This window comes from Haladaptatus marinus, from assembly GCF_051194195.1.
The window spans coordinates 150,216-174,749 of record NZ_JBLZNK010000005.1 but is presented as its reverse complement, the minus strand read 5'-3'; the positions used below and the strand labels follow the sequence as shown (position 1 = coordinate 174,749).

Sequence of the window (24,534 nt, the reverse complement as noted above, 5' to 3'; positions counted from 1 at the left end):
ATTGTGTGTGATTGGACAGACTATATAATGAAAACAGAATAGTCAGGCGGTAAGGAAAACAGTTCGGTGCACGAGTGATTTACTGCTGTTGAAGCATCCCGCGAATCGTCGCTCGAAGGTCAGCCGTGTCAACCGGTTTTTCGAGAATCGCGCGAACGCCGCGGCTGATCGCCTCTCGCCGGACGTGTGCAGGCGTCGATGGTGTGAGGACGACGGTTGGAACGCCGCTTTCGTGGAGGTACTCACACCGTTTCCACAAGTCCACCGAGAACCCTTCGGTGTCGAGGACGGCAATTTCCGTCGCCTCGTCGGCCCGAAGAACGCTGTCGAACTCCTTGACGGTGGTTGCGATGTGAGCCTCACAACCCTCTTCGTCAACGAGGTCAGCGAGCAGTTCGAGATTTCGCTCGTTCTTGCTAAGGACGAGGACGAGCGATTCGTCAGCCATCGTCGAGTGCGGATTCGGATTCGACCCACTCTGGCGCGCCCGACAGAACCCCTCGAAGCCCGGTGAGTGGTTCACCGACTTCGAGTCCGTGATCCGTGATTCTGAACTCCCGGAGCGTCCGTTCGAAGTCGCTCGTCCGCTTTTTCAACACACCGATCGCCTTGCGCATCTCGCCCGAAATTTCGAGATGCCGCAGGAAGATGATGTTGTCCGCGAGATAGCTGATACCCGCCTCCGTGGCCTGGAACTCGCCAGTGACGGACTGAATTTCGTCCACGAGGATGACCGATACGCCCGTATTCTTGAGATAGCGGGAGAGCGTGTGGAGTTTCCGGACGAGCATCTCGTCGTTTTCCCCTCTCACGGAGAGCTTGTACCCCTGCAATCCGTCTATCATGACGATGTCCGTATCGTTCTCCTCGACCTCCCGGCGAACTTCGCGGGCGAACTCCATGGCGGAATGGTCGAGCGGTTCGACCTCTTCGACCTTGAGCGATCCCTGTTCAATCATATCCCCGACAGGGATATCGATGGCCCGGTTGCGCCGCATGAATGTCTCCCGACTCTCCTCGAACATGTACATGACCGAGCGCTCGCCGCGACTGGCGGCCTCCTTCATGAACTGCGTTCCTGCGGTCGTCTTTCCAACGCCCGTTGGCCCGCTCAGTACGGTAATCGTTCCGCGTTCGATGCCGCCGTGAAGCAGGTTGTCGATTTCGGTGACGCCGGACGGAATCGGTTCGGCGACGTACTCCCGGTCGGCCCCGTTCGGCGTGAGTTCGGGATAGACGGCAAGACCATCCGTTCCGATACGCATCGAATGGTTTCCTTCCCGAATCGACGACCCACGGAACTTCGGGACGCTGATGATACGACCCATCTCCGACCGTTCGAGTTGGATGGTTCCGTCGGTCATATACTGAAGGTCGTTGTCGGGCGAATCGGGCGTACTCTCAGACGTGAGCAGTATCGTCGCGCCCTGCTCTTTCAAGTAACGCATGAACGCGATAACCTGCTTTCGGAACTGATACTCGTCGGACGTCAAGTGGCGAAGTTTGGTCAGCGGGTCGATGAACACTCGATCCGGTTCGATTGCTTCGACGCGGTCGGTAATTGCCGTGGTGAGCGGTTCCTGTTCGACTTCGCTCGGCGAGAAGATGTCGTAAGATTGCTCATCGACGAACACGTCCGAATCCGGACTCAAATCGAGAAAATGTACGTCAGACAGGTCGATGTCGAGCGTCGCTGCGTTGTCTCGAATGTCGTCTGCCGATTCCTCCAGATTGACGAACAGCACCGTCTCGCCAGCCTCAACACCGGCGGTGAGGTACTTCATCCCGAGAATCGTCTTTCCTGTTCCCGGGTCGCCCCGAACGAGATAACTCCGTTCTGGAATAATGCCACTGTGTAGTATCTCGTCCAGTCCAGGAACACCCGTTGAGATTCGCTCTGGTGGACTGTGAGTCATACCCTACTATAAAATCACTGTAACGCGCATATATCTCTATTGGGCGCGAAAGCAAGAAATCGCAAGACAGGAGTTTGTCATCCATAATTAGTAATTTCCCAGTATATAATCTATAACTATTCTTTTATATTTCGACAAAAACAGGAGACTTTGATGTTGTAGAATATATCAATAAACGGTACGTTACTCATTTCATGTTCTCGGTAAGCGATACAGTCGCGATGGTGGGACGACGAATAACAAAGCACGGCGAAGCCCTAGGCTTCACGATTGCGTGGAAGGGTTGTCTACTGCCACTCCACGCAGGGTGAACAACACGATGTCAGAGGCGGACAAATATCCGGAAGACACGTCACGCCGTCGCTTCGTCAAGGGAGTTGTCGGGAGCGCGGCATTGGCTGGTATCGGAACTGGAACAGTGGCAACGCTGAATTCGGCAACAGCACCGTCCGGTTCGGGGGGCGGTATCGTCCAATATTACGGGGTCGAAAACGTCGCTGGACCGGCCCCACGAGGGATGCCACAGATTCCGGTCGAAATCGAAGACAACGGGGACGTGAAGGGGCTTTGGCCGAACATCCAACAGAGAGAACAGGAGGGGAGAACCATCACCGTCGCCGAACAGACCATCGGTGGCGTCACGTACTCGTCGGAGTGGTTCCAGTACTGCGGCGTGCAAACGTATCCAGGCATTGCGCCGAACGCCGACCAAGACAACTACTTCCGATACACGTCGTCCTCACAGTACCAATGGCAGTCCGAGGACGTGGAGGCCGGAGCCATCGTCAACATCGATGACTTCGAGGACTACGAATCGTGGGGCAACGGCATCGGCAAATCGGGACTCGGAAAACCTGCCACCGCGACGTGGCGGTCACAGGACGTGCCAGCGAGCGGGACGATTCCCGTGCAACTCATTCGGAGTCCTCGAATCGAGGAGATGGCGAATCAAAACAAATGGTTAGGAGCGAGCACACAGGAGGGCTTCATCGCCATCATGGACAAGTGCACGCATTTCTGTTGCGTACCGCTGTTCAAGGGCGACCCGGGGAGCGCGAAGTTCGGTGCCGCGGACGAGATATACTGCCCGTGTCACCAGTCGGTGTACGACCCGTTTTCCATCGAACGAGTGTCGTTCGTCGCGCTACCGCGACCTGACGACAGTTCCGAAGGTTCGGAGGTGTAGGCAACCGGTTATCGTTCCTCGGTCGGTTCCCACTCACGACCCGTCGCACCGACGTATTTCGTCCGCGGGTGGATGAGACGATTGTCCGCAAGTTGCTCCAAACAGTGTGCAGTCCATCCGCCGACGCGGGCGATGGCGAACGCCGTCGTGAACAACTCCTGTGGGATGCCGATACCGTAGAGCAACCCGGCCGTATAGAACTCCACATTTGTCTTCAAGCTGAGGTCGGGTCTGCGCGTCGAGAGCATCGAAATCGGTCAACAGTCGGATAGAATTGCAGACAAGACGGATGGCCGATTTTACTAAGTCCCCGTCGGGTGCGGTGCTTCAAACGGGTCGACCGTCGCACGGATGACCGAGACGGCCCCAACGGCTAAACACCCGAACCCGGCCAGTGCGACTAGCGGCGATGTGAGGTTCGCCACGACGCCGCCGACAGTTCTGGCGAGGAGAAAGACGAGCGCGTGAACCATCGAGACGCCGCTGAGCGTCGTCGCTCGTCCATGGGAAGCGACGCGGTCGTTGACGAACGCGCTCCCGAGCGTGTCGGTAACCGTGTTCGCACCCCGTGAGAGGAAGAATACGGGGAGAGCTACGGTGTGAACCGAACTGGCGACAAGGAGAACGACGGCGAGCGCCGTCGGCCCCAGGACGAACCACCGTCCGACGCCGATTCGGCGGCCAATCGTGTCGGCAGTCGAGGAGCCAATCGCCGCGGCGAGCATGAGGCCCGCGTACAGCGGGCCAAGTGAAGACGGTCGAAACCCGATAGAGAGGGCGACGGGTTGCACGAACACCTCGACGGTTTCCGGAACCGCGAGGACGATTCCGGAGAGAAGGACGAACGAGCGAACCGTCCGATTCGAAACGACCGATGCGAGCGCGGTTCGCGCTTCGGCGAGCGAGAACCCTTCGTCCGAACGGGAAACTGTTGGCTCCGGGAGCGTCAGCACGACCAGCGCACCGATAGCGGTCAGCACGCCCGCGAAGAGAAACGGCAGGGCAGACCACCGTTCGTAGAGAGCGCCGCCGATGAGGGCGGACATTGCAGCAGAAGCATAGAAGACGCCGGTACCCCTGCCACGAACTCGGGTATACGAATCGGTTGCGTCGTGGTCAGTGAGAGTGTCGTACAGCCACGCGTCGGTGCTCCCGGAACGAAACGTAGCGGCGACTCCCCAGAAGCCCCAGAAAAAGACGAATCCCGCGAGAGAGTCGGCGAACGCGAACCCGAAGTGCGTCACGGAGATGAGGACGGAACCGACGAAGAGGCTGTTTCGGCGACCGATTCGGTCGCCGACGTAGCCCGTCGGAACCTCGCCAAGGAGCGTTCCGGCGAAGAACATCCCGGCGGCGAAGCCGACGCCCGCGAGGTCGAGACCCTGCGAGAGTGCGTGAACCGTGAGAATCGGAAAGACGAACCCACCGGAGGTGAGTCCGCGATAGCTGTAGAAGCGGCCGACGAGCGAATCAATGGATGAGTGAGCATGTTGTGACATCGAGCGGAGTGTTCGTAATCGAGCATGAGGACGAGGAATAATAATCGCTCGTGAACCGGCTTCCTGTCACAGCACGAAGTCGATCGAAATCGAAAAACGACGAATCCTTGCTGGTTCTCGGGTCGATACCGGTTGCCACCCAAATCTTCCGGTGGCCACCCGAACGAAGCTTTATACCCGAAAACGAAGCAGTCGAAAGCGATGGCCGACGAAATCGGGAGTTCGAACTATCGCTACAAAGGCCACCCCTCCCCGGCGAACCTCCGCGAAATCGCGCTATTTTTCCTGAAAATCGGGGTCGTGGGGTTCGGCGGGCCGTTGGTGCATATCGCCATGATAGAGGACGAACTCGTCGGAGACGGGAGTCGAGAGTGGGCGGACGAATCGACCTTCATGGAGGGGCTTGCCATCTGCAACATGCTCCCCGGCCCCGCTTCGACGCAACTCGGGATTTTCATGGGCTGGGTTCGCGGCGGCACTCCAGGCGCGGTGGTTGCCGGTTCGTGTTTCATGCTTCCCGCCTTTGCCATCATCGTCGCGCTCTCGTATCTCTACTTCGCCTACGGGGAGCTCCCCGCGATACGGGAGGGACTCTTCTACGCCATCAACCCGGTCGTCATCGGTCTCATCGTCGGGGCGGCGTACTCGATGGCACGGAGCGCACTCGGTGAGGCGAAAACCGACCTCTCGTTCGAAATCGGTGGCGATTCGTGGAATGTGGATACGAGACTGCTCTTTCTGCTTGTTTCTGCTCTCGTCGCAACAGTGCTGTTCAATCCGAATCCGGTGCTGGAGTTCGTGGTGGCGGGGGGAGTTACGCTCGTCTTTTACCAACGAAAATGGGTCGCATCGAATCTCAAACGAGTGTCCCTCGCGGCAATCGTCGCCCTCCTGTTCACGGCACTGTATTTCGCCCGCGACAGAATCGCCGAACTCGCATCGTCGCAAGCCAAACGAACCGGAGTGTACGCCACAGTCGCCGGTATCGCCGGAACGCTGTGGGCGAACACGTGGGTAAAACTCGTCTTGTTCATGCTTTACACCGGGTCGTTCATCTACGGTGGCGGGTTGGTGCTCATCCCCTTTATCGAGAAATACGTCGTCCACGAGTTCGGGTGGATGGATACCGCCACGTTCGTGGACGGCATCGCGCTCGGCCAACTGACGCCCGGCCCGGTCGTGATGACGACCGCGTTCGTCGGCTACGAGTTACTGCTTCCGCAGGGCGTTCCGGTGGCAGTTCTTGGCGCCTTCGTCGCCGCGTTCGCGGCGTTCGCTCCGTCGTTCATCTTCATCGTGGCGATGTTCCCTTACGTGGCGAGAGTGCGTGACAATCCACAGATCAGAACCTCACTTATCGGCATCAACGCCGCAGTCGTCGGGGCGATTTTAGGAGCGACCGTTTCGTTGGCACAGGAAGCAATTCTCGACCCACTGACCGGCATCCTCGCAGTCGTGACATTCGTGCTGTTCGTCCGCGGCGTACAGGCGGCGACCCTCATCGTCGGGGGAGGAAGTCTTGGTATCGCGGCGTTCTATCTGCTCTGAAAGGAACTGGATAGCGTCGATATATTTGAGTTCAAAGTCGGCCATGTCTTTTGGATTTCTGGATAGATATACAGATAGATGGAAAGATAGCCATATGAATAGCTTGTCCAAGATGCAGATGGAAATACGACAGACTTTACATCCCGGTAGCCATCCTAACCCGCTTCCCAGCTACCCAGCCAATCGATCCGAACGAACCCGGAAGGAATGTGGGGGAACCGCGTGGCTAAGGCGGGGACAGTCGTATCACTGACCATGAAAATGCTCGTGGACGGGGCGTGGCAGACGGACGCCTACGAGACGACGAACGAGGACGGCGAGTTCGAGCGACAGACAACCACGTTTCGGGACTGGGTCGAGGCAGACGAGAATGCCGAATTTCCTGCGGAATCGGGACGGTACCATCTGTACGTCTCGTACGCTTGTCCGTGGGCACACCGAACGCTGGTAACCAGAACGCTGAAAGGACTTGAAGACGCGATTTCGGTGTCAGTAGTTGACCCGTATCGCCAGGACGACGGCTGGGAGTTTTCGCCCGACAGATTGGGTTGCACCGCGGACACCGTCAACGGGAAAGAGTATCTGCGCGACGTGTACACCGAAGCAGACCCGGAATTTACCGGGCGCGTGACCGTGCCGGTGTTGTGGGACAAGGAACGAGACACCATCGTCAACAACGAATCGGAGGAAATCATGCGGATGTTGGACACCGCACTCGACGACGTGGCGCAACGGGATGTGACGTTCTACCCCGAGGAGTACCGGGATGACGTTGACGAAACCGTCGAGGCGATTTACGAACCCATCAACAACGGCGTCTATCGGTCGGGATTCGCGGACATTCAATCGGCGTACGAGAAGGCGGTGACAGAACTCTTCGACGCATTAGACCACTGGGAAGACGTGCTCGCCGACCAGCGGTATCTGGTCGGCGAGCAATTGACCGAGGCCGACTTCGCCATGTTCACGACGCTCGTGCGCTTCGACGCGGTGTACGCGACGCACTTCAAATGCAACCTGCGACGAATCGTGGACTATCCGAACCTGTGGAACTATCTGAAGGAGTTGTACCAACTGCCGGGTGTCGCCAAAACGGTTCGAATGGATCACATCAAAGAACACTACTATCGGAGTCACACTGACATCAATCCGAAGGGAATCGTTCCGAAGGGGCCGGAACTCGACTTCGAGGAAGCACACGACCGGGAACGCTTGGCTGGCGGGCCGCCGGGAGAAATTCGGCAATAGCGTCTCCCAAGCATGGTTTTTTGCAACCGCGTGTGACAGAGTAGCTTATGTCACGCCAGATGGTGTCTCACGACGCTGACGGTCTCATCTACGAGTTCACGCCCGGCCTCGAACCGGTGTACACTGCCGAAAACGGCGAATCGCTAACCGTCGAAACGATAGACAGCATCGGCGGCGCGGTTCAGGAGGATGCCGACATTGTGGATGAGGTTCCCGAGGAAGTGAACGGTGCGACCGGCCCAATCGCGGTTTCGGGTGCGGAACCCGGCGACGTGCTGAAAGTCGAAATCGAGGACGTACGGGTCAACGAAGACCGCGGACGGGTACTGACGATTCCCGATTTCGGTCTCCTCCACGAATCGGACGAAATCGAGGAACCGCGAACCAGAGTGACGCCGGTCGAAGACGACGTGATTCGCTTCGGTGACATCGAGGTGCCGATACAACCCTGCATCGGCACCATCGGCGTCGCCCCGGCGGACAAATCATATACGACGCTCGTGCCGCACGACCACGGTGGAAATCTCGATACGACGGACATGACCGGCGGCACGACAGCCTACTTTCCCGTATTTCAGGAAGGAGGACTGCTTGCGATGGGTGACTCGAAAGCGGCGATGGCAGATGGCGAAATGTGCGGAACCGGGGCGGAAATCGGTACGGACATCGACATCACGGTGACGGTGCTGTCGAATCCCGCGTTCGAACTCTCGCGACCCGTGGTCGAAACCGCGGACGCATGGAAAACGATTGCGAGCGCGGAAACCCTCGAAGCAGCGTGTCAATTGGCGAACGAGGACATGACTGCCCTACTCGCGAAGGAACACGGAGTCGATGAGACCGACGCCCATCTGTTCTCCAGTCTCGTCGGAGGACTCGAAATTTCACAGGTGGTCGACCCGCTCGTTACGGTCAGAAATGCGGTTCCGAAGGAGTATCTCTCCTCGCCGTTTTAGGGGAGGAATCCGGTATCATTCGTTCTCGTCCTCGCGGAGTTTCCGCCGCTGAATCTTACCGGTCGTCGTCTGCGGGAGTTCAGTGACGAACGCGATTTCCCGTGGATATTCGTATTTCGCTAGTTTGTCGCGCACGAGATTTTGAATTTCCTCTCGGAAGGAGTCGCTCCCCTGACGGGTCGCGACCGGTTGCACGAACGCCTTGACGATTTCCCCGCGGGTTTCGTCCGGAACACCGATAACGCCGACCTGTTCTACGTCCGAATGTTCCAAAATCGCGCTTTCGACTTCGCCCGGGCCGACACGGTAACCGCTCGTGATTATCACGTCGTCATCGCGCGATTTGAACCAGAAATAGCCGTCCGAATCGCGGTATCCGAGGTCGCCGGTGAGATGCCAGTCACCGATGGTCACAGCCACCGTTTTTTCGGGCTGGTTCCAGTACGATTTGAAGACGACCGGGTCGTCATCACGTTTGACGGCGATCATTCCCACGTCGCCGACGGCTTTCTCCTCGCCGGAGAGGGAGTCGATGATGGCGACTTCGTGGCCGGGAACGGGCTTTCCCATACTTCCGGCACGAACCGGGAACCAGTCGCGACAGTTCGACACGAGGAGGTTCGCCTCGGTTTGGCCGTACAGTTCGTTGACCGAGACGCCTTCCAGTTCCTCGTCGGCCCAGTCGATTATTTCGGGAGTGAGTGGTTCACCGCCGGAGCAGATGCTGTTGAGCGCCAAATCGTATCTCTCGGTGGGTTGCTCGACGCTCATCATCATTCGAATCGCAGTGGGTGGGAGGAAGGTATCCGTGACGGTGAACCGTTCTAACAGTTCGAAAGCGGTTTCAACGTCAAATCCACCCATCGGGTAGCCGACGACGGAGTGGCCGTAATGCCATGCCGGGAACACCAAATCGCCCAGCGCGCCGATCCACGCCCAGTCCGCTGGCGTCCAGAACACCGAATCCTCGTCGGATTCCGAACCGTCGTTGGCTCGCTCGAAATACATCTGAAACGCCGGGCAGTGGCCAAGCCAAAGGTCGTGCGTGTGAAGCACGCCTTTCGGCGGGCCGGTCGAACCGCTGGTGTAGATGATGATGGCGGGAGTATCGGGGGTCGTTTCGACGATGTCGAACGAACGTGACCGGCCAGCACAAAACTCGTCGAAATCGTGGGTATCGCCGTACTCTCCTGAACCGTCGCCATCGACTTCGATGACGTGATCCAACTCCGGACAGTCGTCTCGGATTCGTTCGAGGGTGTCGCGGACTGCCGAATCCACGACGGCGACGGTTGCCTCGCTGTCGTTCAGTCGATACCGCAGGGCGTCCTCCCCGAACAGAATCGAAAGCGGAAGCGAAATCGCGCCAAGTTTCCAACAGGCGAGATGAGTCAGTGAGTTCGCCGGTTTCTGTGGAACGACGACGGCGACTCGGTCGCCTCGTTCGACGCCGAGGGCAGAAAGTCCGTTGGCGAGTTGATTCGAAAGCGTATCCAAATCGTGAAAGGAGTAGGTTTCGTGCCGACCGTCGGGGTAGCACTGTTCCAGGGCGGTTGCGTTCGCATCGTCGTGTTTCCGAAGCAGGTCGTACGCGAGGTTGTAGTCCTCTGGAATGGACTCCCACGAAAACGCCGTCCTCGCTTCTTCATAGGAAGCACCGTCGAGTGAGAGATGCCACGACATACCGTGATATTCCGGAGCGGCCCGTATAAGTTCGTGTGTCATACCGTGAGAAAATCGGACGACGACACTCAGCTCGAAACGGTGGGGTCGATGAGTTCGACCGGATGACGCGGCTTGCGTTGGATGAGCGATTTGAGCTGTTCGACGCAGGAGGTTCCGCTTGCGATGACTTCCCGAGCCGATTCATCGACGCCCAAATCGTCGCGGAGGGATTCACCGATATCCATGCTCAATTCGTAGTAGGCGTCTTTGTAGCCGAAACTTCCGGCCATTCCACAGCACTCGACCGAGGACGTGACGACGTCGTACCCCAACTCGTCCAACACCGCAAGGGTGTACTCGGCCAGTCCCTGCGTTCGTTGCTGGCAGTGGCTGTGGTACGCCAGTCGCTCGTCTCCATTGTCACCGGGAGCGCGGAGCGACGCCACATCCGCACCGTTTGCGAGTAGGCCGTACACGTACTCCAAAATCTCGTAGCTGGCCTCGGAGATGGTGTTTGCGGCAGGTTCGTCGAGAAATTTTCCGTACTCCTCCCGGAACATCGCAACGTCGCTGGGTTCGACGACGACGATGTCGAACCCAGCATTCAGATACAGTCGAAGTTCGTCATGGACGGCACACGCTTTTTTCTCCGCCGCGGAAATCATCCCCTGCGACAGCGGTGCGCGGCCGCTCGCGGGAAGTCGGGGAACGGTAACGCCGACGCCCAACGATTCGAGCACTCGAACGGCCGCCTTCCCTCGTTCCGGTTGGATGTAGTTCGTGTAGGCGTCGGGATACAGCACGACCCGTCGGTTGAGCGTTGTATCCGGACGGCTGGATCCGGCGCATTCGATGTCCGCACGAGTGATTTCTCTGTTTTCGAACCACTCCACGAGCGTTTCGCGCCGGAACTCCGGCAGTGCTCGTCGGCGGTCGATGCCGAACGCTCGCTCAAGCACCATTCGTCCCGCGGTCGTGTCGGACAGCCAGTTCGATATCGGGGCTGTTTTGCTTCCGAGCTTGGCGAGCGTGCCGAAATTACCGAACAGACGCTTCTGTAAATCCAATCCTGCCGGTTCGCCGTCCGGGACGAACGCGTCGATGAGCGGGTCAACCGGTGTCTCTCCGTCCCGATTGATTCGGTCGCGGACGACGGTGTTTATCCACGGGATGTCGATTTTGACTGGGCACGCTGTGATACAGCGCGAGCAACCGGTACAGAGGTCGTTGAACTCCGCCGCGCTCTCCTGCCCTTGGACGCCTGCTTCCCAGCCCGTCGCAATGCCACCGGAGTACGTTTCGCCACCAAACCCGTGTCCTCCGACGTGTTGAAAGTTCGCACAGGAGTTGGCACAGGCACCGCACCGAATACAGTAGAGCGTCTCCTGCAGTTGCGAATCTTCGCGCATCGTCATTCGTCCGTTGTCGAGCAGGACGAGATGGAACGCGCGGTCTTCGTTTCCGGCGTCGACGAGCGGGTCGTCCGACTCGAAGTCCAGCGTCGGCGATGCCACCGGCGGGGTGAGCATCGTGACGTACTGGGAAATCGGCTGTCCGGTCGCCGAACGGGCGATGAGTTCGACGAACGGCTGGAGCGTATCGATGGACGGAATGAGTTTCTCGACGCCAGCGACCGCGATATGGGTGTCCGGCGTCACCGCGGATTTTCGGGCGTTCCCCTCGTTCGTGACGAGGACGATACTGCCGCTCTCGGCGAGGACGAAGTTCGCGCCCGTGATTCCGGCATCGGCTTCGCAAATCCGTTCGCCGAGGTACTCGCGCGCGAACCGAGTGAGTTCGTCCGCCGTTTTGAGGGGTTCCTTCGGGTCGAATCGGAGATTGAACAGGTCGGCGATTTCGTCCCGTGATTTGTGCATCGCCGGGCCGACGATGTGGGACGGCGTTTCGTCGGCGACTTGCAGAACAAACTCACCGAGGTCGGTCTCCCACACGTCGATGCTGTTCGCTTCGAGGTGGTCGTTAAGTTCGATTTCCTCGGTGGTCATCGACTTGCTTTTGACGACGCTTTCCGCGTCCTTCTCGCCCAGCACGCGTTCGATATACCGGTTCGCGTCGTCAGCGTCCGACGCTAGATAGACCGACCCACCGTTCGCTTCCACGGCGTCTCGAACCTCGTCGATTCGTTCCGGGAGGGTTTCGATGGTCTCCTCCTTGATGGCCCGTGCTTGCTCCCGAAGGGATTCGAATTCGTCGAACTGCGAAACCGTGTCGATGCGGTTGGTGTTCAGATTCACCGTCTGGTGGTTAACCGAATCGCCCTCGGTTTCGAGGAGGTGTCGGATATGCGCCGCCTTTCGTCGTCTGTCGGAGCTCATCTGTCCGTAATTACCACCACGTGAACGTCTTCGGGGCCGTGGACGCCGCGAACGAGCGCGCCCATATCGGCAGTCGCGCTCGGGCCGGTTTCGAACACGAAACTCGTGTCCCCGTCCCGAAATCGCTCGCTGAGTCGCGCAAACGCGGCGTTCATGTCGGGGACGACATCGCTGGCGGCGACCACGGCAACGTGTCGCTCCGGGTAGAGACTAACTGGTTCATCCCCGTTTGGCGACGAGCCGATGCTGAGCGTACCGTATTCGGCGATGCCGAAGGCCACGCTCGTCACTCCGGTTTTCGCGGTGCGGAGGTCACCTGCGGTCGGTTCCACGTTTATTGGCGTCTCCGCAAGCGAAACATCGGGCCACGGCAACCGGACGCCGACTGCTGGTTTGACAATCGCGTCGATGATATCCCCACGAAACGCGTCGGCAGTCGTCCGACTCGAGGTGACATCGAGGTCGGAGAGAGATGCCTGAAATTCATCGATAGGGGTTCCACTCATGGTTTCGACTGGGAGAGCGGAGGAGCGTGTGTCGTTGATATCAGGGTATGTTCCATCATAACATGGAGAGCGGTATCGAGTAATTATCTTTGCCTTCTCGAACGGTTTGCCGCCCTATTATCACACCCCATTGTTTTATGTTCACTGTTCACACAGAGATGGTAATGTCATGACCGAAGATACCATAGACCATACAGCTATCGAAACGGAAGAGGCGACACCGACACAAACCCGAACACACGCAGTTCTTTCCAGCGACGAGTTGCGGTATCCCGAGCGAAATTGGAAGGGGTTCGTACGGAATCATTTCGGCCCATCCATGTTGTGGGCCTTGATCGCAATCGGTGGGAGCCATATCGTGCTCGCACCGACACTCGGGGCGCTGTACGGTGTGTTTGCGGTGTGGCTTGCGACGTTCGTTTTTGCTATCAAGTACGGTGCGTGGGAACTGGGAATCAGATACAACTACGGTGTCGGCCGCCATCCCATCGAAGGATACGGCAACTTACCGGGGCCGGATCACTGGGCGCAGTGGATGGCGATTCTTGCGGTCGGAATACCACAGACGATTATCCTCGGTGCGGTGGGAACGGCCGCCGCAAGTTTCGGAGCGGCGGTCGTACCGGGCGTGGATATGTTGACGATGTACCTCCTGCTCCTCGGTCTCGCGACGGCACTCGTCTTGTTTTCCAGTTACGACACGATAGAGAGCATTCTCAAACTGTTCGTGGTCGTCCTCGGCGTCTTCGTCGTTCTCGGCGTTTTCGTCGCACCGCCGTCGGCAGGTCGAGTCGCCGAAACCGCGTTTTCAACGCCGAACGTTACTTCAGGAGCATTTCTCGCACTGTTCGCCGCCCTCGCCGGGTTCGCTCCGACGGGACTGGGAACGACGGTCAATCTGGGTAGTTGGACGATGGCGAAAAAGCAGGGTGCACAACAACTCAGCGAGCATGGCGTCGATGTTACCGACCCAAAATACGAGTCGTACATTGGGGCGTGGATTCGCACCGGGCGGCGAGATTTCAACCTCGCATACCTGTTCACGTTCGGCCTCATCGTTAGCATGATTCTACTCTCGACGCGAGTACTATACCCGAATCCACCGACTGACGCGAACCTCGCCATCAAAATCGGCCAACTGCTCGAACAGTCCTTCGGCGGCTGGTCGTATTGGGCGATGGTCGTCGGTGGATTTGCCGCGCTATACTCCACCGTCATCACCCTGTTGGATGGTGCCTCCCGAATGATATCGGATACGCTTCCGCTGGTGCTCGAAAAGCCAGGGATGGACACCGAATCGACTCGAAGAGGGGTCGTCCTCGCCATGGCCGCGGTGAGTATCACACCGGTCGTTCTCATCGGACAGCTGCCGGTTACGCTCGTCGTTATCTCCGCCGTTCTCGTCGCGGTGCTGGCGCTGTTTTGGTACGCGGCGAACTACTTCATCGTGATGAACGAAGTTCCGGAACCATTCCAACCGTCGGCAGGGGCGAAACTGTACTATCTGATTTCCATGGTACTAGTGTTCGTCCTCGGTCTCCTCGGCGCGATGGGCGAGCTTGGCTTAATCAAGTAACACCGAGTCCGAAACCTGCCGTCGGATTTATTGCGTTTCCAGAACTGGTGAACCCATGAACGCCGACAGGGACGACCTACGGGAAGAGTTCGATTTTGACGGAGAACTGCCGGAGTCGGTCGATAGGGCCGCAATCGAGCGAATGCGAACCGTCGCCCGAGTTTTCGACGACCTCGTTCGCGTGCCGGGCACGGATTTTCGCGTCGGAATAGATCCGATTCTCGGCGCGCTCCCGGGAGTCGGTGACGCGATCAGTGCCGGACTCTCGCTGTACATCGTCCTCGAAGCGGCCCGGTTGGGTGTTTCGTTTACCACCCTGCTTCGGATGATTGCGAACGTGACGATCGATGTCGTCGGTGGAACGCTTCCGATAGTCGGTGGCATCATCGATGCGGTTTGGAAGGCGAACAAACGAAACCTCGAACTCGTGTTGAACGAACTCGCGGAGAACCCGGAAGACGATTGGTTCGAAAGCGGGGACGATGTCATCGAAATCGAAGTCGAATAAGGAAATAGCGAACCGTTCCGGGAACAGTTCGAATCGAACTCTCCTGAAATCCGCTATGTCGAATCGCGGGAAGCGACGCAACCTGATTTGCGTTCATCCGTTCCGGACTCAGTTCGTTCCCCCACCACGGAGAACACCGCGCGTTCCGGACGGGTGAGCGTCGCCGAAACTACGTGGCGTTCGGGAGTAACCCGACTTTCACACACTTCCGACCAACTGCCGTTATAGCGCCACAGTCGAAGCGTTCGCTCGGCTATATTCAAACGGGACGTGGCGCGTCGGTCGTATCCGATTCGCACGTCGAGCGACCCGTCAGTCGTCGTTTGACTGACCACGAACGACTGACCGACGATCACTCGTTCCGACGGCCGTGATGGAGTCGGTGGACGCGTCGTCGAATCGAGCGCGAAATCCGCGCCATCGAACGAAACGGGGGTTCCATCGAGCGAAACGCGCCTCGCGTCGAGATTCGAATCCCGTTCGGCAAATATCGTCCAGTTCTCGTTGTCTGCGACCGTCACGCCGTCGAGTCGGGTCGCTGAACCGTTGAGGTAGAGACCGGCGCTCGTCGCGCCGGGCACGGACTCGTTACCCACCGTGGTTTCGACCGTCGTATTCGAAAGTCGGGTTGCCGTCGTTTCGACCATTCCCACACCGATGAACTCGCTTCTGCGAATCTCACTTTCGACGACCGTACTGCGCTCCGATTCGAGGAAGTTGATGCCGACGAAGTCGCTCGCGGCGGTGGTGTTGACGACCGATACGCCGCGTGAGCGAACGACGCTGACCCCGAGGAAGTTCGAACTCGCATTTCCATCGTTCAGACGGGCAGTGGTCGTGTTTTCGACGCCGACACCGACCCTGTTGGAGACGGCGGAGACGTTCACGAACGAACTATCCGTCGCGTTGTCGGCGAAGAATCCGACGTTGTTCCCGGCGGCGACACTCCCGCGAACGGTATCGTTCGCACCGCGGACGAAGAATCCGACTTCGTTTGCGGTTGCAACGCTGTTGCCGACGATTGCGTTGCTGGTGTTCACGAGCGAAACTCCGCCGACGTTCCGTGAGACGTTCGCATCGAAGAGATGGATGTCGCGGCTATCGGCGACGAAAATCCCTGCCGACTTCGATGGACCGGGGAAAGGCGAGAGCGCGGGAGCGACATTGTCTGTCGCCGTAACGTTCGTGAGTGTCGTGTTCGTCGCATCGACAAGACGGATTCCCGTTCGACCGTTGTCAGCAGCGACCACGTTTCGAACCATTGTGTCGGCACTGTTCGTGAACTCGATTCCCGTCCCCCATTCCGTCGCAGAGAGGTTCCGAATGGTGACGTTCGCCGACCCACGAACGATGAGACCGTTGGTTCCGTTGTTTCCGATGCCGTCCAGGGCGTGACCGCGTCCATCGAGAACGACATCGTTCGCGCGGATTCGAATGCACGTCCCTGCGGCACTGTCATCGATATCGCTCGAAAGGGCGTAGACACCGGATTTGGAGATGACGGTACAGGAGTCGATTTGTGTCTGAGCGGGAGCGGTCACCCCCATCCCGGCGGTTTCGGCGAGTCCACCCCACGGAGTGACGGACAGGGAGACCAGTAGAACGACGAACAGGACTGCGAAGGATTCGGTCGGCGATGAATTTCGCATGCGCATCCATCGGGAGTCACGAGCTTTGTTATTGGGCGACAGAGCGTCCGTAACCGGAACATAGTCGATCCGGGCGAAAGTAACGTCGAATACCCGACCGGTGTTGCTGCGAGAACGGAGCGAGTTCGGGAAAACGTATTTTTACGCTCCATGAACAATCTGTACCTATGGTAATGAAAGAATCCGAGGCAGAAATCGAGCGCGACGACCCGGTGCCGAACTTCGAACTCCGTGGCACCGACGAAGAAACATACACGCTCGGTGATTTCTCGGAGTACGAAGCCGTCTTGCTGGTGTTCACCTGCAACCACTGCCCCTACGCACAGGCCAAGTTCGACCTGCTGAACGACATCGCGGCGGAGCACGACGACGTGGCAGTCGTCGGCGTGAATCCGAACGACGCCGAGGAGTATCCGGATGATTCCTTCGAAGCGATGCAGGAGTGGGTCGAGGAGGGACGCATTGGGTACGATGCCTACCTCCACGACGAAACGCAGGACGTGGCGAAGGCCTACGGCGCGGTCTGTACGCCTGACCCCTACCTCTTGCGAAACGAGGGGAGCGAGGCGCAGGACGCCTCAGACCGGTCGAGCGGTGACGTGCCGCGAGACGAGGAGTTCACCCTCGCGTACCACGGACGACTGGACGACGCGCTGAATCCCGACGGTGAACCCACCGAGTTCCACATCCACGACGCAATCGAGTCCGTCTTGGCGGGCGAGGATGTCGATCTGGAGTTCCTGCCCTCGCGCGGTTGTTCCATCAAGTGGAAATGACGTCGTCGCAGTGACTGAAATCGAGGTAACACCCGGGTAAGGAAGAGACATGGAAGTAACCGAATCGATTGGGCATCGTGTATAACTCGATGTCTGTGAATGGTATGAGTATGTCCGAAACGAAAGACGACGCATCAGGAAATGACATTTCCGAGACAACAGCGTTCAGAGCCGCTCGACTGCTGTACGGCGGCGTCATCCTGTTCACTGCTATCTCCGGGCTTCGAAATATCGAAGCCCAAACTGCCTACGCTGAATCGAAGGGAATCCCGATGCCGGAGGAGTCGGTCGTCTCCTCGCACGGCCTCCTGTTCCTCGGCGGTATCGGCATCAGCCTCTGGCGCTTCCCCGCGCTCGCGGCGAGTTCCATCGTCGCGTTCTTCGCCGGCGTCACTCCGACGATACACGACTTCTGGAGCCACGACGGTCAGGAGCGCCAGAACGAGAAAAACCACTTCCTGAAAAACGTCGCACTCGCCGGTGCGGCCCTCGCGTTCCTCGGAATCGGCGAGAAAAACAAGTAGGCTTCGGCTCGGTCCAAACGGCACCCCCGGAGAGTTCGGTTATCGCCGAACTCGCTCGACTCTCTTTTGCCCCTGTTCTTTCACTTGTTCGAATCGGGCGCGAGCGGTCGGCCGTTTCTCGCCGACGACTGCACCGACGAATGCACCGACAGCGCCGCCAGTACTTGCGGCCCTGCTGCTGATTAACCCCCCGAGACCACCACCGATTGCCCCACCGATTGCGGCATGACGAGCGCGACTAATGGCACGTTCGATGCGAATGGAACGCATAGTTAGGGCCACGACGTGCAAACAGATAAATGGTTCTCGAATAGAAGGTCGAGCAGAGGGCGACAGTCGAACTGTCTGTTTCGACCGAAGATCGTTTCTCCGACGAAGAAACAACCGCAAAATGCGACGTGGAACGCTCTCCCGGTGGGAACGGGCGAACCGGTTGAGCGTATCGAGCATTGGGCGTACCGAACAGACGCTTCGTGCCTGCGAGAAAAACGAGCCGCTGGCGGATGAGTGTCCGGCGTGGGTTGGGCCTAGCGACGACAGTCCATTTCTCGTCAACGATTCGGTTTCAGCCAACATTGTCACGACGTCGTTCGAATCAGTTCCGAGTCGCCACCCCACGCGTCGCCACAAACCTTTACCCCGGAACCGGCCGAAGCGCAAACTAACGTGCCCGAACTGGAAGACCCTCTCGAAATCGGGGGTGTCGAACTGCCGAATCGCCTCTATCGCGCGCCACTACTCGAATGCGCCGGAAACGGGCCGAAGGCGGTTGATACCTTGATTCGAGAACTCGAACCGGCCGCCGAGTCGGGGGTCGGCCTCATCTGTCAGGGCGCGACGATCGTCAGCGAGAAAGGTGGCTGTGCCGCGCCGGGAATGACGCGGGTTCACGACCCGCAGTTCGTCGCAACGTTGGAGCGATTGACCGACGCGATTCACGACCACGGGAGTCGAATTTTCGTCCAGTTGGAACACGGCGGGCTTCGAAGCATGGAGACATGGCACGCGGGCTATCGCGCCGAAAACCCCCATCTCCGGCAACTCGCCGTCTCGCGCCCGCCCGCAGTGCTCCGGGCGCTCGACCGCGTCGGATTTCTGGACTACGACGCGCGCGTTCTCGGCACCGAAGCGGTGTACGACCTCGCGGCGGATTTCGGTCGAAGCGCCGAATACGCCATCGATGCGGGCTACGACGGGATTCACATCGCCGGAGCGAACATGGGCATCGTCCAGCAGTTCCTCTCGCCGTTCTACAATCGCCGGGACGACGAGTTCGGCGGGTCGCTCGCCGCACGAACCCGTTTTCTCGAACTCGTTCACGACGAAATTCGGGATCGGGTCGGCCCTGACGTGCCGATTATGACGAAAGTGCCCGCCGAAACGACCGCGCCACCGTTCGTTCGCACCCATCTCTCGCTCGCCGACGGGGTTCGAATCTGTGACCGACTCGCCGAGGTCGGCTTCGACGCGCTCGTTCCGGTACAGGCGTCCGTGTTTTGGGATGCAAGCATCGTCCGCGGCGCGTTCCCTGCTCGGGCGTGGCGTGACGAGCGATTCCGCGACGGCTACGCCGAAGCGTTCGGAAGCGAGTGGCGAGCGGGCATGGTCGCTGTCCTCAACTGGCTGCAATCTAAGAAATACGATTTCGAACCGGCGTGGAACCGCCCGTTCACCCGACGCGTGGCAGAGAGGGTTTCCGTTCCGGTACTCGCGGAGGGTGGCATCAGAACCCGAGACGGAATCGACCGACTGCTCACAAGCGGCGATTGTGACGCGGTCGGGATGGGGCGGCCGTTTTATGCGGAACCGCGACTTCCGGCTCGGATTCTCGACGGAGAAGCGGAAAACTCCGTCGCCTGCGAGAACTGCAACAACTGCACCGTCCCGCAAGCGACCGGTGCACACGGGGTTTGCCGAACCCCGAGCGTCCTGAAAAAGCGTGGTGCATTGCGGAAGGCGGGTGCCTACGACCGCGAAAGATCCGAGCGTCGAGAATCGTCCGACGGCCGAACGGAGTCGTAACGGGTATTCCACGGGAGACCCAACCGTGGGGCAGTGACCGACGAGGACTACGAGATTTCGGACGTGTACGACGCCATCGAAGATATCGGTCGCCCGGTGCTCACCGCCGAGGAAGTCGCTCGGGTGCTCGACTGTTCGCACGAGGAGGCGAATCGCACGCTGGAGCGACTCGCCGACGAGCAAGAGATCACCCGACTCGACGTAGAACGCGACCCAGTCGTCTGGTTTCCGACCGAGTGGGAGCGATTGGCCGACCGGGAACGAGTCGTCGTATTTCCGAAGCGTCGGGAAATCATCGCCGACCAGCCACGGCAGTTTACGCGGGCGCAACTCTCGCAGTTCGCGCACCTCACCGACACGACTCGTTCGGGTGGCTACAGCTATCAGGTTCGACAGGAGGACATCTGGTCTGCGCCCTACGACTCCCTCGACGATTTGATGCGAACCGTCCGACAGGTGCTGCCGGAACCGTCGCCGGATTTGGAGCAGTTCATAGAGCAGCAGTGGAAACGGGCAAAACAGTTCCGACTCTACACGCACGAGGACGATTACGTCGTTCTCGAAGCCGCGAGCGACGACCTAATGGGCAACGTCGCTCGGCAGAAACTGGACGAAAGCCACCTGCGCGCCCCGCTTTCGGACAACGAAAGTTGGGTCGCCGAGGAGAAAGTTGCCGAAGTCAAACGAATCCTCTACGAAGCGGGCTATCCGGTACAGGACGAGCGCGATTTGGATACGGGCGACGAACTGGCCATCGACTGCTCGCTTTCCTTGCGCGACTACCAGCGCGAATGGGTGGAGGAGTTCATCGACCTGAAAGCCGGCGTCCTCGTCGGCCCGCCGGGAAGCGGAAAAACGGTCGCCACGATGGGCGTGCTCGAAGCCGTCTCTGGTGAAACGCTGATTCTGGTTCCGAGCAGGGAACTCGCCGGACAGTGGCGCGACGAACTGCTTGCCCACACGACCCTCACTCCGGAGCAAGTCGGGGAGTATCACGGCGGTGAGAAAAACGTCCGCCCCGTGACGATTGCAACCTACCAGACCGCCGGAATGGATAGACATCGTCAGTTGTTCGACCAGCGACGGTGGGGTCTCATCGTCTACGACGAATGCCAGCACATTCCGAGTCGGGTCTTCCGCAGAAGTGCGAACCTCCAGAGCAAACACCGACTCGGACTGTCCGCAACCCCCGTCCGGGAAGATGACAAGGAAAAAGACATTTTCACGCTCATCGGCCCACCCATCGGCACCGACTGGGACGCGCTGTTCGATGCCGGATTCGTCGCCGAACCCGAAGTCGAAATCCGGTACGTCGGCTGGGACGACGAGACGTATCACGGCGAGTACGCGAACGCTGACCAGCGCGGAAAGCGCCAGATAGCCGCATCGAACCCCGCGAAGATGGACGAAATCCGCTATCTGCTGGCCGAACATCCCACCGCAAAAGCGCTGGTGTTCGTGGAGTATCTGGAACAGGGCGACGATATTTCCGACGCACTCTCCGTTCCATTCATCAGCGGACAGATGCCCCATCCTGAGCGCGAACGCCACCTGCAATCGTTCCGCGACGGACGGCTCGATACTCTCGTCATCTCCCGAGTCGGCGACGAAGGAATCGACCTGCCGGACGCCGAACTCGCAATCGTCGCCTCCGGTCTCGGCGGGTCACGACGACAGGGTGCCCAGCGCGCCGGACGAACTATGCGCCCCGCCGGGCGCGCCAGAATGTACGTGCTGGCGACCCGCGGGACGCGCGAAGAGGAGTTCGCCCGCCAGCAGTTGCGTCATCTCGCGTCGAAAGGAATACGAATTCAGGAGTCGGTTGCGGACGAGACGATTGCGGACGAGACGGTTTCGGAGGAGTAATTCGCAGAGCATTCATCCCATGCCGAGGTTGAAGTAGCGAGGGTGACAATCCCGTTTATGGCCCGGGAAGTCAGACACACTGCGACCAGTCCGCTGCGAATCGACGAGGACGATATCGACGAGGAAAAGGGAGATATCGCGATCTGTCTCTGTGGACTCTCATCGAACTATCCGTTCTGTGATAGCTCACATCGAGCAACCCACGACGAAGCGCCGGGCGCAGTGTACCGATACGAAAGCGGCGAGCGGCGAGAAATCGAGAATGTCGTCTACGCCGACGAATAACATCGGGCCGAGAGATGGCAACAACGGATATCCGGCCTGGTGACGTGCTGACAGTATGCATTCTGGGGAAGCGTGGGGAACAACAGTGATGGTTTCGATACTGGTGATAGCAGTCTGGTCGGGTTCCGGACTCGCAGTATCCGTGCCACACGAACGGTCAGCTAACCAAACAGTCCCAACCGCCGACATCAAGTACACCTGTAACAACGTAACCGTCTCGGTCAAGCCGAAGTGGGTCACCTACCACCTCGTCGTTTACTATCGCGACACCGTGACGGGCGACGAAGGAAAGGGACTGCTCGGGCCGATGAACGGGACGGTAATGGAACCCTACGGGCCGGAGATACTGTTCACGAGCGTTGAGGTGGTCGTCAACGGCGACACGATTGCGACCGACTACATATTGGCGCGCTGTACGCCGGATACTAGCGACCGGACGCCTTCCGAGAGGTCGGAAAGGGGAACTGACCGTGGAGTCGTCGGCATCGCCGACCGCTCTCGGAATCCCGTACCGGTCGCGATCGCGACGACGTAATCGTCCGCCGAAAGTTCGCCCGACTTCGAGAGTTGCCGAATCCCGGCAAGAGTCGTCGCGGAGGCGGGTTCCACACAGAGACCGGCACGACGGGCGAATCGTCGTTTTGCATCGCGAATTTCGTCGTCCGAGACGGACAGCACCGCGCCACCGACCGCACGAACTGCGGCGAGAACGCGGTTGCCGCTCGGCGGGTCGCCGTTGGCGATGGAATACGCGACCGTTTCGTCACCTTCGACGGGAGTCACCGTATCGGCACCGGCGCGAAACGCCTGTGCAATCGGGTCGCAAGCAGCCGCCTGCACGAAGTACAGTCGCGGTATCAAGTCAAGCAGGTTCGCCTCGCGGAGTTCGCGGAGGGCTTTCCAGATGGCACTTGCGTGACCGCCGCTGCTAACCGGCGCAACGATTGCATCAGGTAAGCAACGCGACTTCGGGACTGCTGAACCAGCGAACGGCGAACGTGCCGATCCGTCGTGAGCGGTCGCAAACGCCTCACAGATTTCGAGCGCCGTCGTCTTCTGGCCCGCCACCCGATACGGCGTGTCGGAGTTGACGAACCGAACGCCGGACATTTCCAGACTGTCGTAGTAGAGTCGCCCGTACTCGCCTTCGACCTGCACGAGTTCCGGAGCGTACTGTGCGATGTGTCCGAGTCGTTCCGGCGGGATGTCGTCGGGTACGAGAACGAGGCAGTTCACGCCAGCACTGGCCGCCATCGCCGACATGCTCATCGCCATATTTCCGTGCGAAACCGTCCCCACCCAGTTACGGTTCGCATCCGCACCGTCGCGAGCATCATCTCCGCCATCGCCCACGCCCGCTTCGAGCGCGCGGGCGACACCCACCGCACTGCCCCGGTCTTTGAACGTTCCCGTCGGATTGGCACTCTCGTCTTTGACCCAAAGGGTACATCCGGCGTACTCGTCCAGTTGTTCGGTTCGAAGCAGCGGCGTTCCACCCACTACTGACCCAACTCCCGGTAGCGGTTCTGTGGGGAGTAGGTCGGCATACCGCCACATTCCCTGTTCCGAAGACTCAGGCCACGAAAACTCGGTGGCGTCGGTTTGTACCCAGAGCGGCTCACCGCACGCACAGCGCGCACCGGTCTCCGCCTCGTCGCCGCAGCGATAGCAGACGAGGGTCATCGAGTCGCGTCCTCGTAGCGTCGCTTCGCGCGTCGTGCCCCGTCGATGAGATAGTCGAGGTCGATACCGACCACCTGAAAGTCGAATCCCGTCTCGACCCATCTCTCGACATCCTCAGGGTCGAGGGCGATGGTTCCGACGGCAGTATCGGATTCCCCGGCCGCATCCAAGACAGCGGAAATCTCGGAGTCGAGCGAGTCCGTCTCACCGAACCGCCCGAGCGACGCGGAGAGGTCTGCCGGGCCGACGAATAGGGCGTCGATGCCGTCCACGGCCGCTATCGACCCCGCGTGACCGACGCTTTTCGCCGATTCTATCTGCACCATCACGAGGAGTTCGTCGTTCGCCCGTTCGAAATAATCGGCCAGTTCGAGTCCATACGTGGACGCCCGTGACCCGGCAACTCCTCGCCTCCCATCCGGTGGATAGCGTGTCGCTTCGACCACTCCACGTGCCTGTTCCGCCGTTTCCACCATCGGGACGATGACACCGGAAACGGCGGTGTCGAGGATGCGCTTGATTCGGGTCGGGTCGTCATCGGGGAGACGGACAACCGACTTCGTTTCCCCACTCGCCGCGTCCACTGCACGGACGAGGTTTTCGACCGTCGAAATCGACATCGAGGAGTGTTCCGTGTCGATGACGACAAAATCAAAGCCGAGTTCGGCACTCATCTCGGCGACGGCCGGATGTCCGATAGAAATCCACGTCCCGACGACGGGGTCACCTGCGCGTACTGCGCGTCTGAGTTCGGTCATGTATCACCCGACGGTCGGAGGGGAAAA

21 protein-coding genes and 1 pseudogene are annotated in these 24,534 nt (G+C 59.3%); 11 read left to right on the top strand and 11 right to left on the bottom strand.

All coding sequences use genetic code 11. The features are described from left to right. Positions 1 to 79: 79 nt before the first annotated feature. Positions 80 to 448, bottom strand: a complete 369-nt coding sequence (locus tag ACN2TU_RS18050) for a DNA-binding transcriptional response regulator (RefSeq protein WP_435157295.1) — start codon at positions 446 to 448, stop codon at positions 80 to 82. Next, positions 441 to 1,916, bottom strand: a complete 1,476-nt coding sequence (locus tag ACN2TU_RS18045) for an ATPase domain-containing protein (protein ID WP_435157293.1) — start codon at positions 1,914 to 1,916, stop codon at positions 441 to 443. The genes ACN2TU_RS18050 and ACN2TU_RS18045 overlap by 8 nt, the downstream gene beginning before the upstream one ends. A 319-nt stretch (positions 1,917 to 2,235) precedes the next feature. Between ACN2TU_RS18045 and ACN2TU_RS18040 the strand changes: the two genes are divergently transcribed. Next, on the top strand, positions 2,236 to 3,102 hold the full coding sequence (locus ACN2TU_RS18040) for a QcrA and Rieske domain-containing protein (protein ID WP_435157291.1): 867 nt from the start codon (positions 2,236 to 2,238) through the stop codon (positions 3,100 to 3,102). Between the two features lie 8 nt (positions 3,103 to 3,110). On the opposite strand, the pseudogene ACN2TU_RS18035 reads toward ACN2TU_RS18040, so the two are convergent. After that, a pseudogene (locus ACN2TU_RS18035) lies at positions 3,111 to 3,350 on the bottom strand (citrate/2-methylcitrate synthase); the annotation flags it as partial. Between the two features lie 54 nt (positions 3,351 to 3,404). Continuing rightward, on the bottom strand, positions 3,405 to 4,601 hold the full coding sequence (locus ACN2TU_RS18030) for an MFS transporter (RefSeq protein WP_435157289.1): 1,197 nt from the start codon (positions 4,599 to 4,601) through the stop codon (positions 3,405 to 3,407). 201 nt (positions 4,602 to 4,802) lie between these two features. On the opposite strand from ACN2TU_RS18030, the gene chrA reads away from it, so the two are divergent. The 3 genes from chrA to ACN2TU_RS18015 all read left to right on the top strand — a co-directional run bounded on the left by chrA (position 4,803) and on the right by ACN2TU_RS18015 (position 8,353). Then, complete coding sequence (chrA, locus tag ACN2TU_RS18025; RefSeq protein WP_435157287.1) at positions 4,803 to 6,149, top strand: chromate efflux transporter; 1,347 nt, start codon at positions 4,803 to 4,805, stop codon at positions 6,147 to 6,149. Positions 6,150 to 6,404: 255 nt separating this feature from the next. After that, positions 6,405 to 7,397, top strand: coding sequence for a glutathione S-transferase family protein (locus ACN2TU_RS18020; protein WP_435157286.1), 993 nt, complete (start codon positions 6,405 to 6,407; stop codon positions 7,395 to 7,397). Between the two features lie 47 nt (positions 7,398 to 7,444). Continuing rightward, the gene (locus ACN2TU_RS18015; protein ID WP_435157284.1) at positions 7,445 to 8,353 is read left to right on the top strand and encodes an acetamidase/formamidase family protein; all 909 of its coding nucleotides are present in this window, start codon (positions 7,445 to 7,447) and stop codon (positions 8,351 to 8,353) included. A 15-nt stretch (positions 8,354 to 8,368) separates the two neighbouring features. On the opposite strand, the gene ACN2TU_RS18010 is transcribed toward ACN2TU_RS18015, so the two are convergent. From ACN2TU_RS18010 to ACN2TU_RS18000, 3 genes are all read right to left on the bottom strand, one after another. Then, entirely contained in the window at positions 8,369 to 10,036 is a 1,668-nt protein-coding gene (locus tag ACN2TU_RS18010) for an AMP-binding protein (protein ID WP_435157824.1), read from the bottom strand. Positions 10,037 to 10,104: 68 nt separating this feature from the next. Then, entirely contained in the window at positions 10,105 to 12,354 is a 2,250-nt protein-coding gene (locus ACN2TU_RS18005; protein WP_435157282.1) for an LUD domain-containing protein, read from the bottom strand. Then, positions 12,351 to 12,860, bottom strand: coding sequence for an LUD domain-containing protein (locus ACN2TU_RS18000; protein WP_435157281.1), 510 nt, complete (start codon positions 12,858 to 12,860; stop codon positions 12,351 to 12,353). Before ACN2TU_RS18000 ends, ACN2TU_RS18005 begins: the two co-directional genes overlap by 4 nt. 169 nt (positions 12,861 to 13,029) lie before the next feature. Between ACN2TU_RS18000 and ACN2TU_RS17995 the strand changes: the two genes are divergently transcribed. Together ACN2TU_RS17995 and ACN2TU_RS17990 are read left to right on the top strand one after the other, a co-directional pair. Further along, a complete protein-coding gene (locus ACN2TU_RS17995; protein WP_435157279.1) occupies positions 13,030 to 14,436 on the top strand; it encodes an Nramp family divalent metal transporter in 1,407 nt (468 codons plus the stop codon). 55 nt (positions 14,437 to 14,491) lie between these two features. Continuing rightward, positions 14,492 to 14,944 (top strand): DUF4112 domain-containing protein, encoded by a 453-nt coding sequence (locus ACN2TU_RS17990; protein ID WP_435157277.1) that lies wholly within the window; start codon positions 14,492 to 14,494, stop codon positions 14,942 to 14,944. Positions 14,945 to 14,997: 53 nt separating this feature from the next. On the opposite strand, the gene ACN2TU_RS17985 is transcribed toward ACN2TU_RS17990, so the two are convergent. Then, positions 14,998 to 16,593, bottom strand: a complete 1,596-nt coding sequence (locus ACN2TU_RS17985) for a right-handed parallel beta-helix repeat-containing protein (protein WP_435157276.1) — start codon at positions 16,591 to 16,593, stop codon at positions 14,998 to 15,000. 167 nt (positions 16,594 to 16,760) lie between these two features. Here ACN2TU_RS17985 and ACN2TU_RS17980 point away from each other — a divergent pair, with 167 nt between their 5' ends. Next, positions 16,761 to 17,369, top strand: a complete 609-nt coding sequence (locus tag ACN2TU_RS17980; protein WP_435157274.1) for a thioredoxin family protein — start codon at positions 16,761 to 16,763, stop codon at positions 17,367 to 17,369. A 110-nt stretch (positions 17,370 to 17,479) separates the two neighbouring features. Continuing rightward, complete coding sequence (locus tag ACN2TU_RS17975) at positions 17,480 to 17,893, top strand: DoxX family protein (RefSeq protein ID WP_435157273.1); 414 nt, start codon at positions 17,480 to 17,482, stop codon at positions 17,891 to 17,893. A gap of 39 nt (positions 17,894 to 17,932) precedes the next feature. Here the strand turns inward: ACN2TU_RS17975 and ACN2TU_RS17970 are convergent, their stop codons facing one another. Then, positions 17,933 to 18,163: a hypothetical protein gene (locus tag ACN2TU_RS17970; protein WP_435157271.1), complete on the bottom strand. Its 231-nt coding sequence runs from the start codon at positions 18,161 to 18,163 to the stop codon at positions 17,933 to 17,935. Between the two features lie 396 nt (positions 18,164 to 18,559). Between ACN2TU_RS17970 and ACN2TU_RS17965 the strand changes: the two genes are divergently transcribed. Genes ACN2TU_RS17965 through ACN2TU_RS17955 form a run of 3 tightly spaced genes read left to right on the top strand, consistent with a single transcriptional unit; the run spans position 18,560 to position 22,066 of the window. Continuing rightward, a complete protein-coding gene (locus ACN2TU_RS17965; protein WP_435157269.1) occupies positions 18,560 to 19,915 on the top strand; it encodes an oxidoreductase in 1,356 nt (451 codons plus the stop codon). Positions 19,916 to 19,948: 33 nt separating this feature from the next. Beyond that, on the top strand, positions 19,949 to 21,781 hold the full coding sequence (locus ACN2TU_RS17960; protein WP_435157267.1) for a DEAD/DEAH box helicase: 1,833 nt from the start codon (positions 19,949 to 19,951) through the stop codon (positions 21,779 to 21,781). 57 nt (positions 21,782 to 21,838) lie between these two features. Continuing rightward, positions 21,839 to 22,066 (top strand): CDGSH iron-sulfur domain-containing protein, encoded by a 228-nt coding sequence (locus ACN2TU_RS17955; protein ID WP_435157266.1) that lies wholly within the window; start codon positions 21,839 to 21,841, stop codon positions 22,064 to 22,066. Between the two features lie 396 nt (positions 22,067 to 22,462). Here the strand turns inward: ACN2TU_RS17955 and ACN2TU_RS17950 are convergent, their stop codons facing one another. Together ACN2TU_RS17950 and ACN2TU_RS17945 are read right to left on the bottom strand one after the other, a co-directional pair. Beyond that, positions 22,463 to 23,749, bottom strand: coding sequence for a threonine synthase (locus ACN2TU_RS17950; RefSeq protein WP_435157264.1), 1,287 nt, complete (start codon positions 23,747 to 23,749; stop codon positions 22,463 to 22,465). Next, entirely contained in the window at positions 23,746 to 24,507 is a 762-nt protein-coding gene (locus tag ACN2TU_RS17945; protein WP_435157263.1) for an HpcH/HpaI aldolase family protein, read from the bottom strand. Before ACN2TU_RS17945 ends, ACN2TU_RS17950 begins: the two co-directional genes overlap by 4 nt. Between the last annotated feature and the right edge of the window lie 27 nt (positions 24,508 to 24,534).

What these genes read in the sequence shown, in the direction of transcription:
- ACN2TU_RS18000 (WP_435157281.1), bottom strand. Translation starts at nt 12,860, where the DNA reads ATGAGTGGAACCCCTATCGATGAATTTCAGGCATCTCTCTCCGACCTC.
- ACN2TU_RS18040 (WP_435157291.1), top strand. Translation starts at nt 2,236, where the DNA reads ATGTCAGAGGCGGACAAATATCCGGAAGACACGTCACGCCGTCGCTTC.
- ACN2TU_RS17985 (WP_435157276.1), bottom strand. Translation starts at nt 16,593, where the DNA reads ATGCGAAATTCATCGCCGACCGAATCCTTCGCAGTCCTGTTCGTCGTT.
- chrA (WP_435157287.1), top strand. Translation starts at nt 4,803, where the DNA reads ATGGCCGACGAAATCGGGAGTTCGAACTATCGCTACAAAGGCCACCCC.
- ACN2TU_RS17970 (WP_435157271.1), bottom strand. Translation starts at nt 18,163, where the DNA reads ATGCGTTCCATTCGCATCGAACGTGCCATTAGTCGCGCTCGTCATGCC.
- ACN2TU_RS17975 (WP_435157273.1), top strand. Translation starts at nt 17,480, where the DNA reads ATGTCCGAAACGAAAGACGACGCATCAGGAAATGACATTTCCGAGACA.
- ACN2TU_RS18005 (WP_435157282.1), bottom strand. Translation starts at nt 12,354, where the DNA reads ATGAGCTCCGACAGACGACGAAAGGCGGCGCATATCCGACACCTCCTC.
- ACN2TU_RS17945 (WP_435157263.1), bottom strand. Translation starts at nt 24,507, where the DNA reads ATGACCGAACTCAGACGCGCAGTACGCGCAGGTGACCCCGTCGTCGGG.
- ACN2TU_RS18020 (WP_435157286.1), top strand. Translation starts at nt 6,405, where the DNA reads ATGAAAATGCTCGTGGACGGGGCGTGGCAGACGGACGCCTACGAGACG.
- ACN2TU_RS18010 (WP_435157824.1), bottom strand. Translation starts at nt 10,036, where the DNA reads ATGTCGTGGCATCTCTCACTCGACGGTGCTTCCTATGAAGAAGCGAGG.
- ACN2TU_RS18030 (WP_435157289.1), bottom strand. Translation starts at nt 4,601, where the DNA reads ATGTCACAACATGCTCACTCATCCATTGATTCGCTCGTCGGCCGCTTC.
- ACN2TU_RS18050 (WP_435157295.1), bottom strand. Translation starts at nt 448, where the DNA reads ATGGCTGACGAATCGCTCGTCCTCGTCCTTAGCAAGAACGAGCGAAAT.
- ACN2TU_RS18015 (WP_435157284.1), top strand. Translation starts at nt 7,445, where the DNA reads ATGTCACGCCAGATGGTGTCTCACGACGCTGACGGTCTCATCTACGAG.
- ACN2TU_RS17950 (WP_435157264.1), bottom strand. Translation starts at nt 23,749, where the DNA reads ATGACCCTCGTCTGCTATCGCTGCGGCGACGAGGCGGAGACCGGTGCG.
- ACN2TU_RS17955 (WP_435157266.1), top strand. Translation starts at nt 21,839, where the DNA reads ATGGCCCGGGAAGTCAGACACACTGCGACCAGTCCGCTGCGAATCGAC.
- ACN2TU_RS17995 (WP_435157279.1), top strand. Translation starts at nt 13,030, where the DNA reads ATGACCGAAGATACCATAGACCATACAGCTATCGAAACGGAAGAGGCG.
- ACN2TU_RS17980 (WP_435157274.1), top strand. Translation starts at nt 16,761, where the DNA reads ATGGTAATGAAAGAATCCGAGGCAGAAATCGAGCGCGACGACCCGGTG.
- ACN2TU_RS17990 (WP_435157277.1), top strand. Translation starts at nt 14,492, where the DNA reads ATGAACGCCGACAGGGACGACCTACGGGAAGAGTTCGATTTTGACGGA.
- ACN2TU_RS18045 (WP_435157293.1), bottom strand. Translation starts at nt 1,916, where the DNA reads ATGACTCACAGTCCACCAGAGCGAATCTCAACGGGTGTTCCTGGACTG.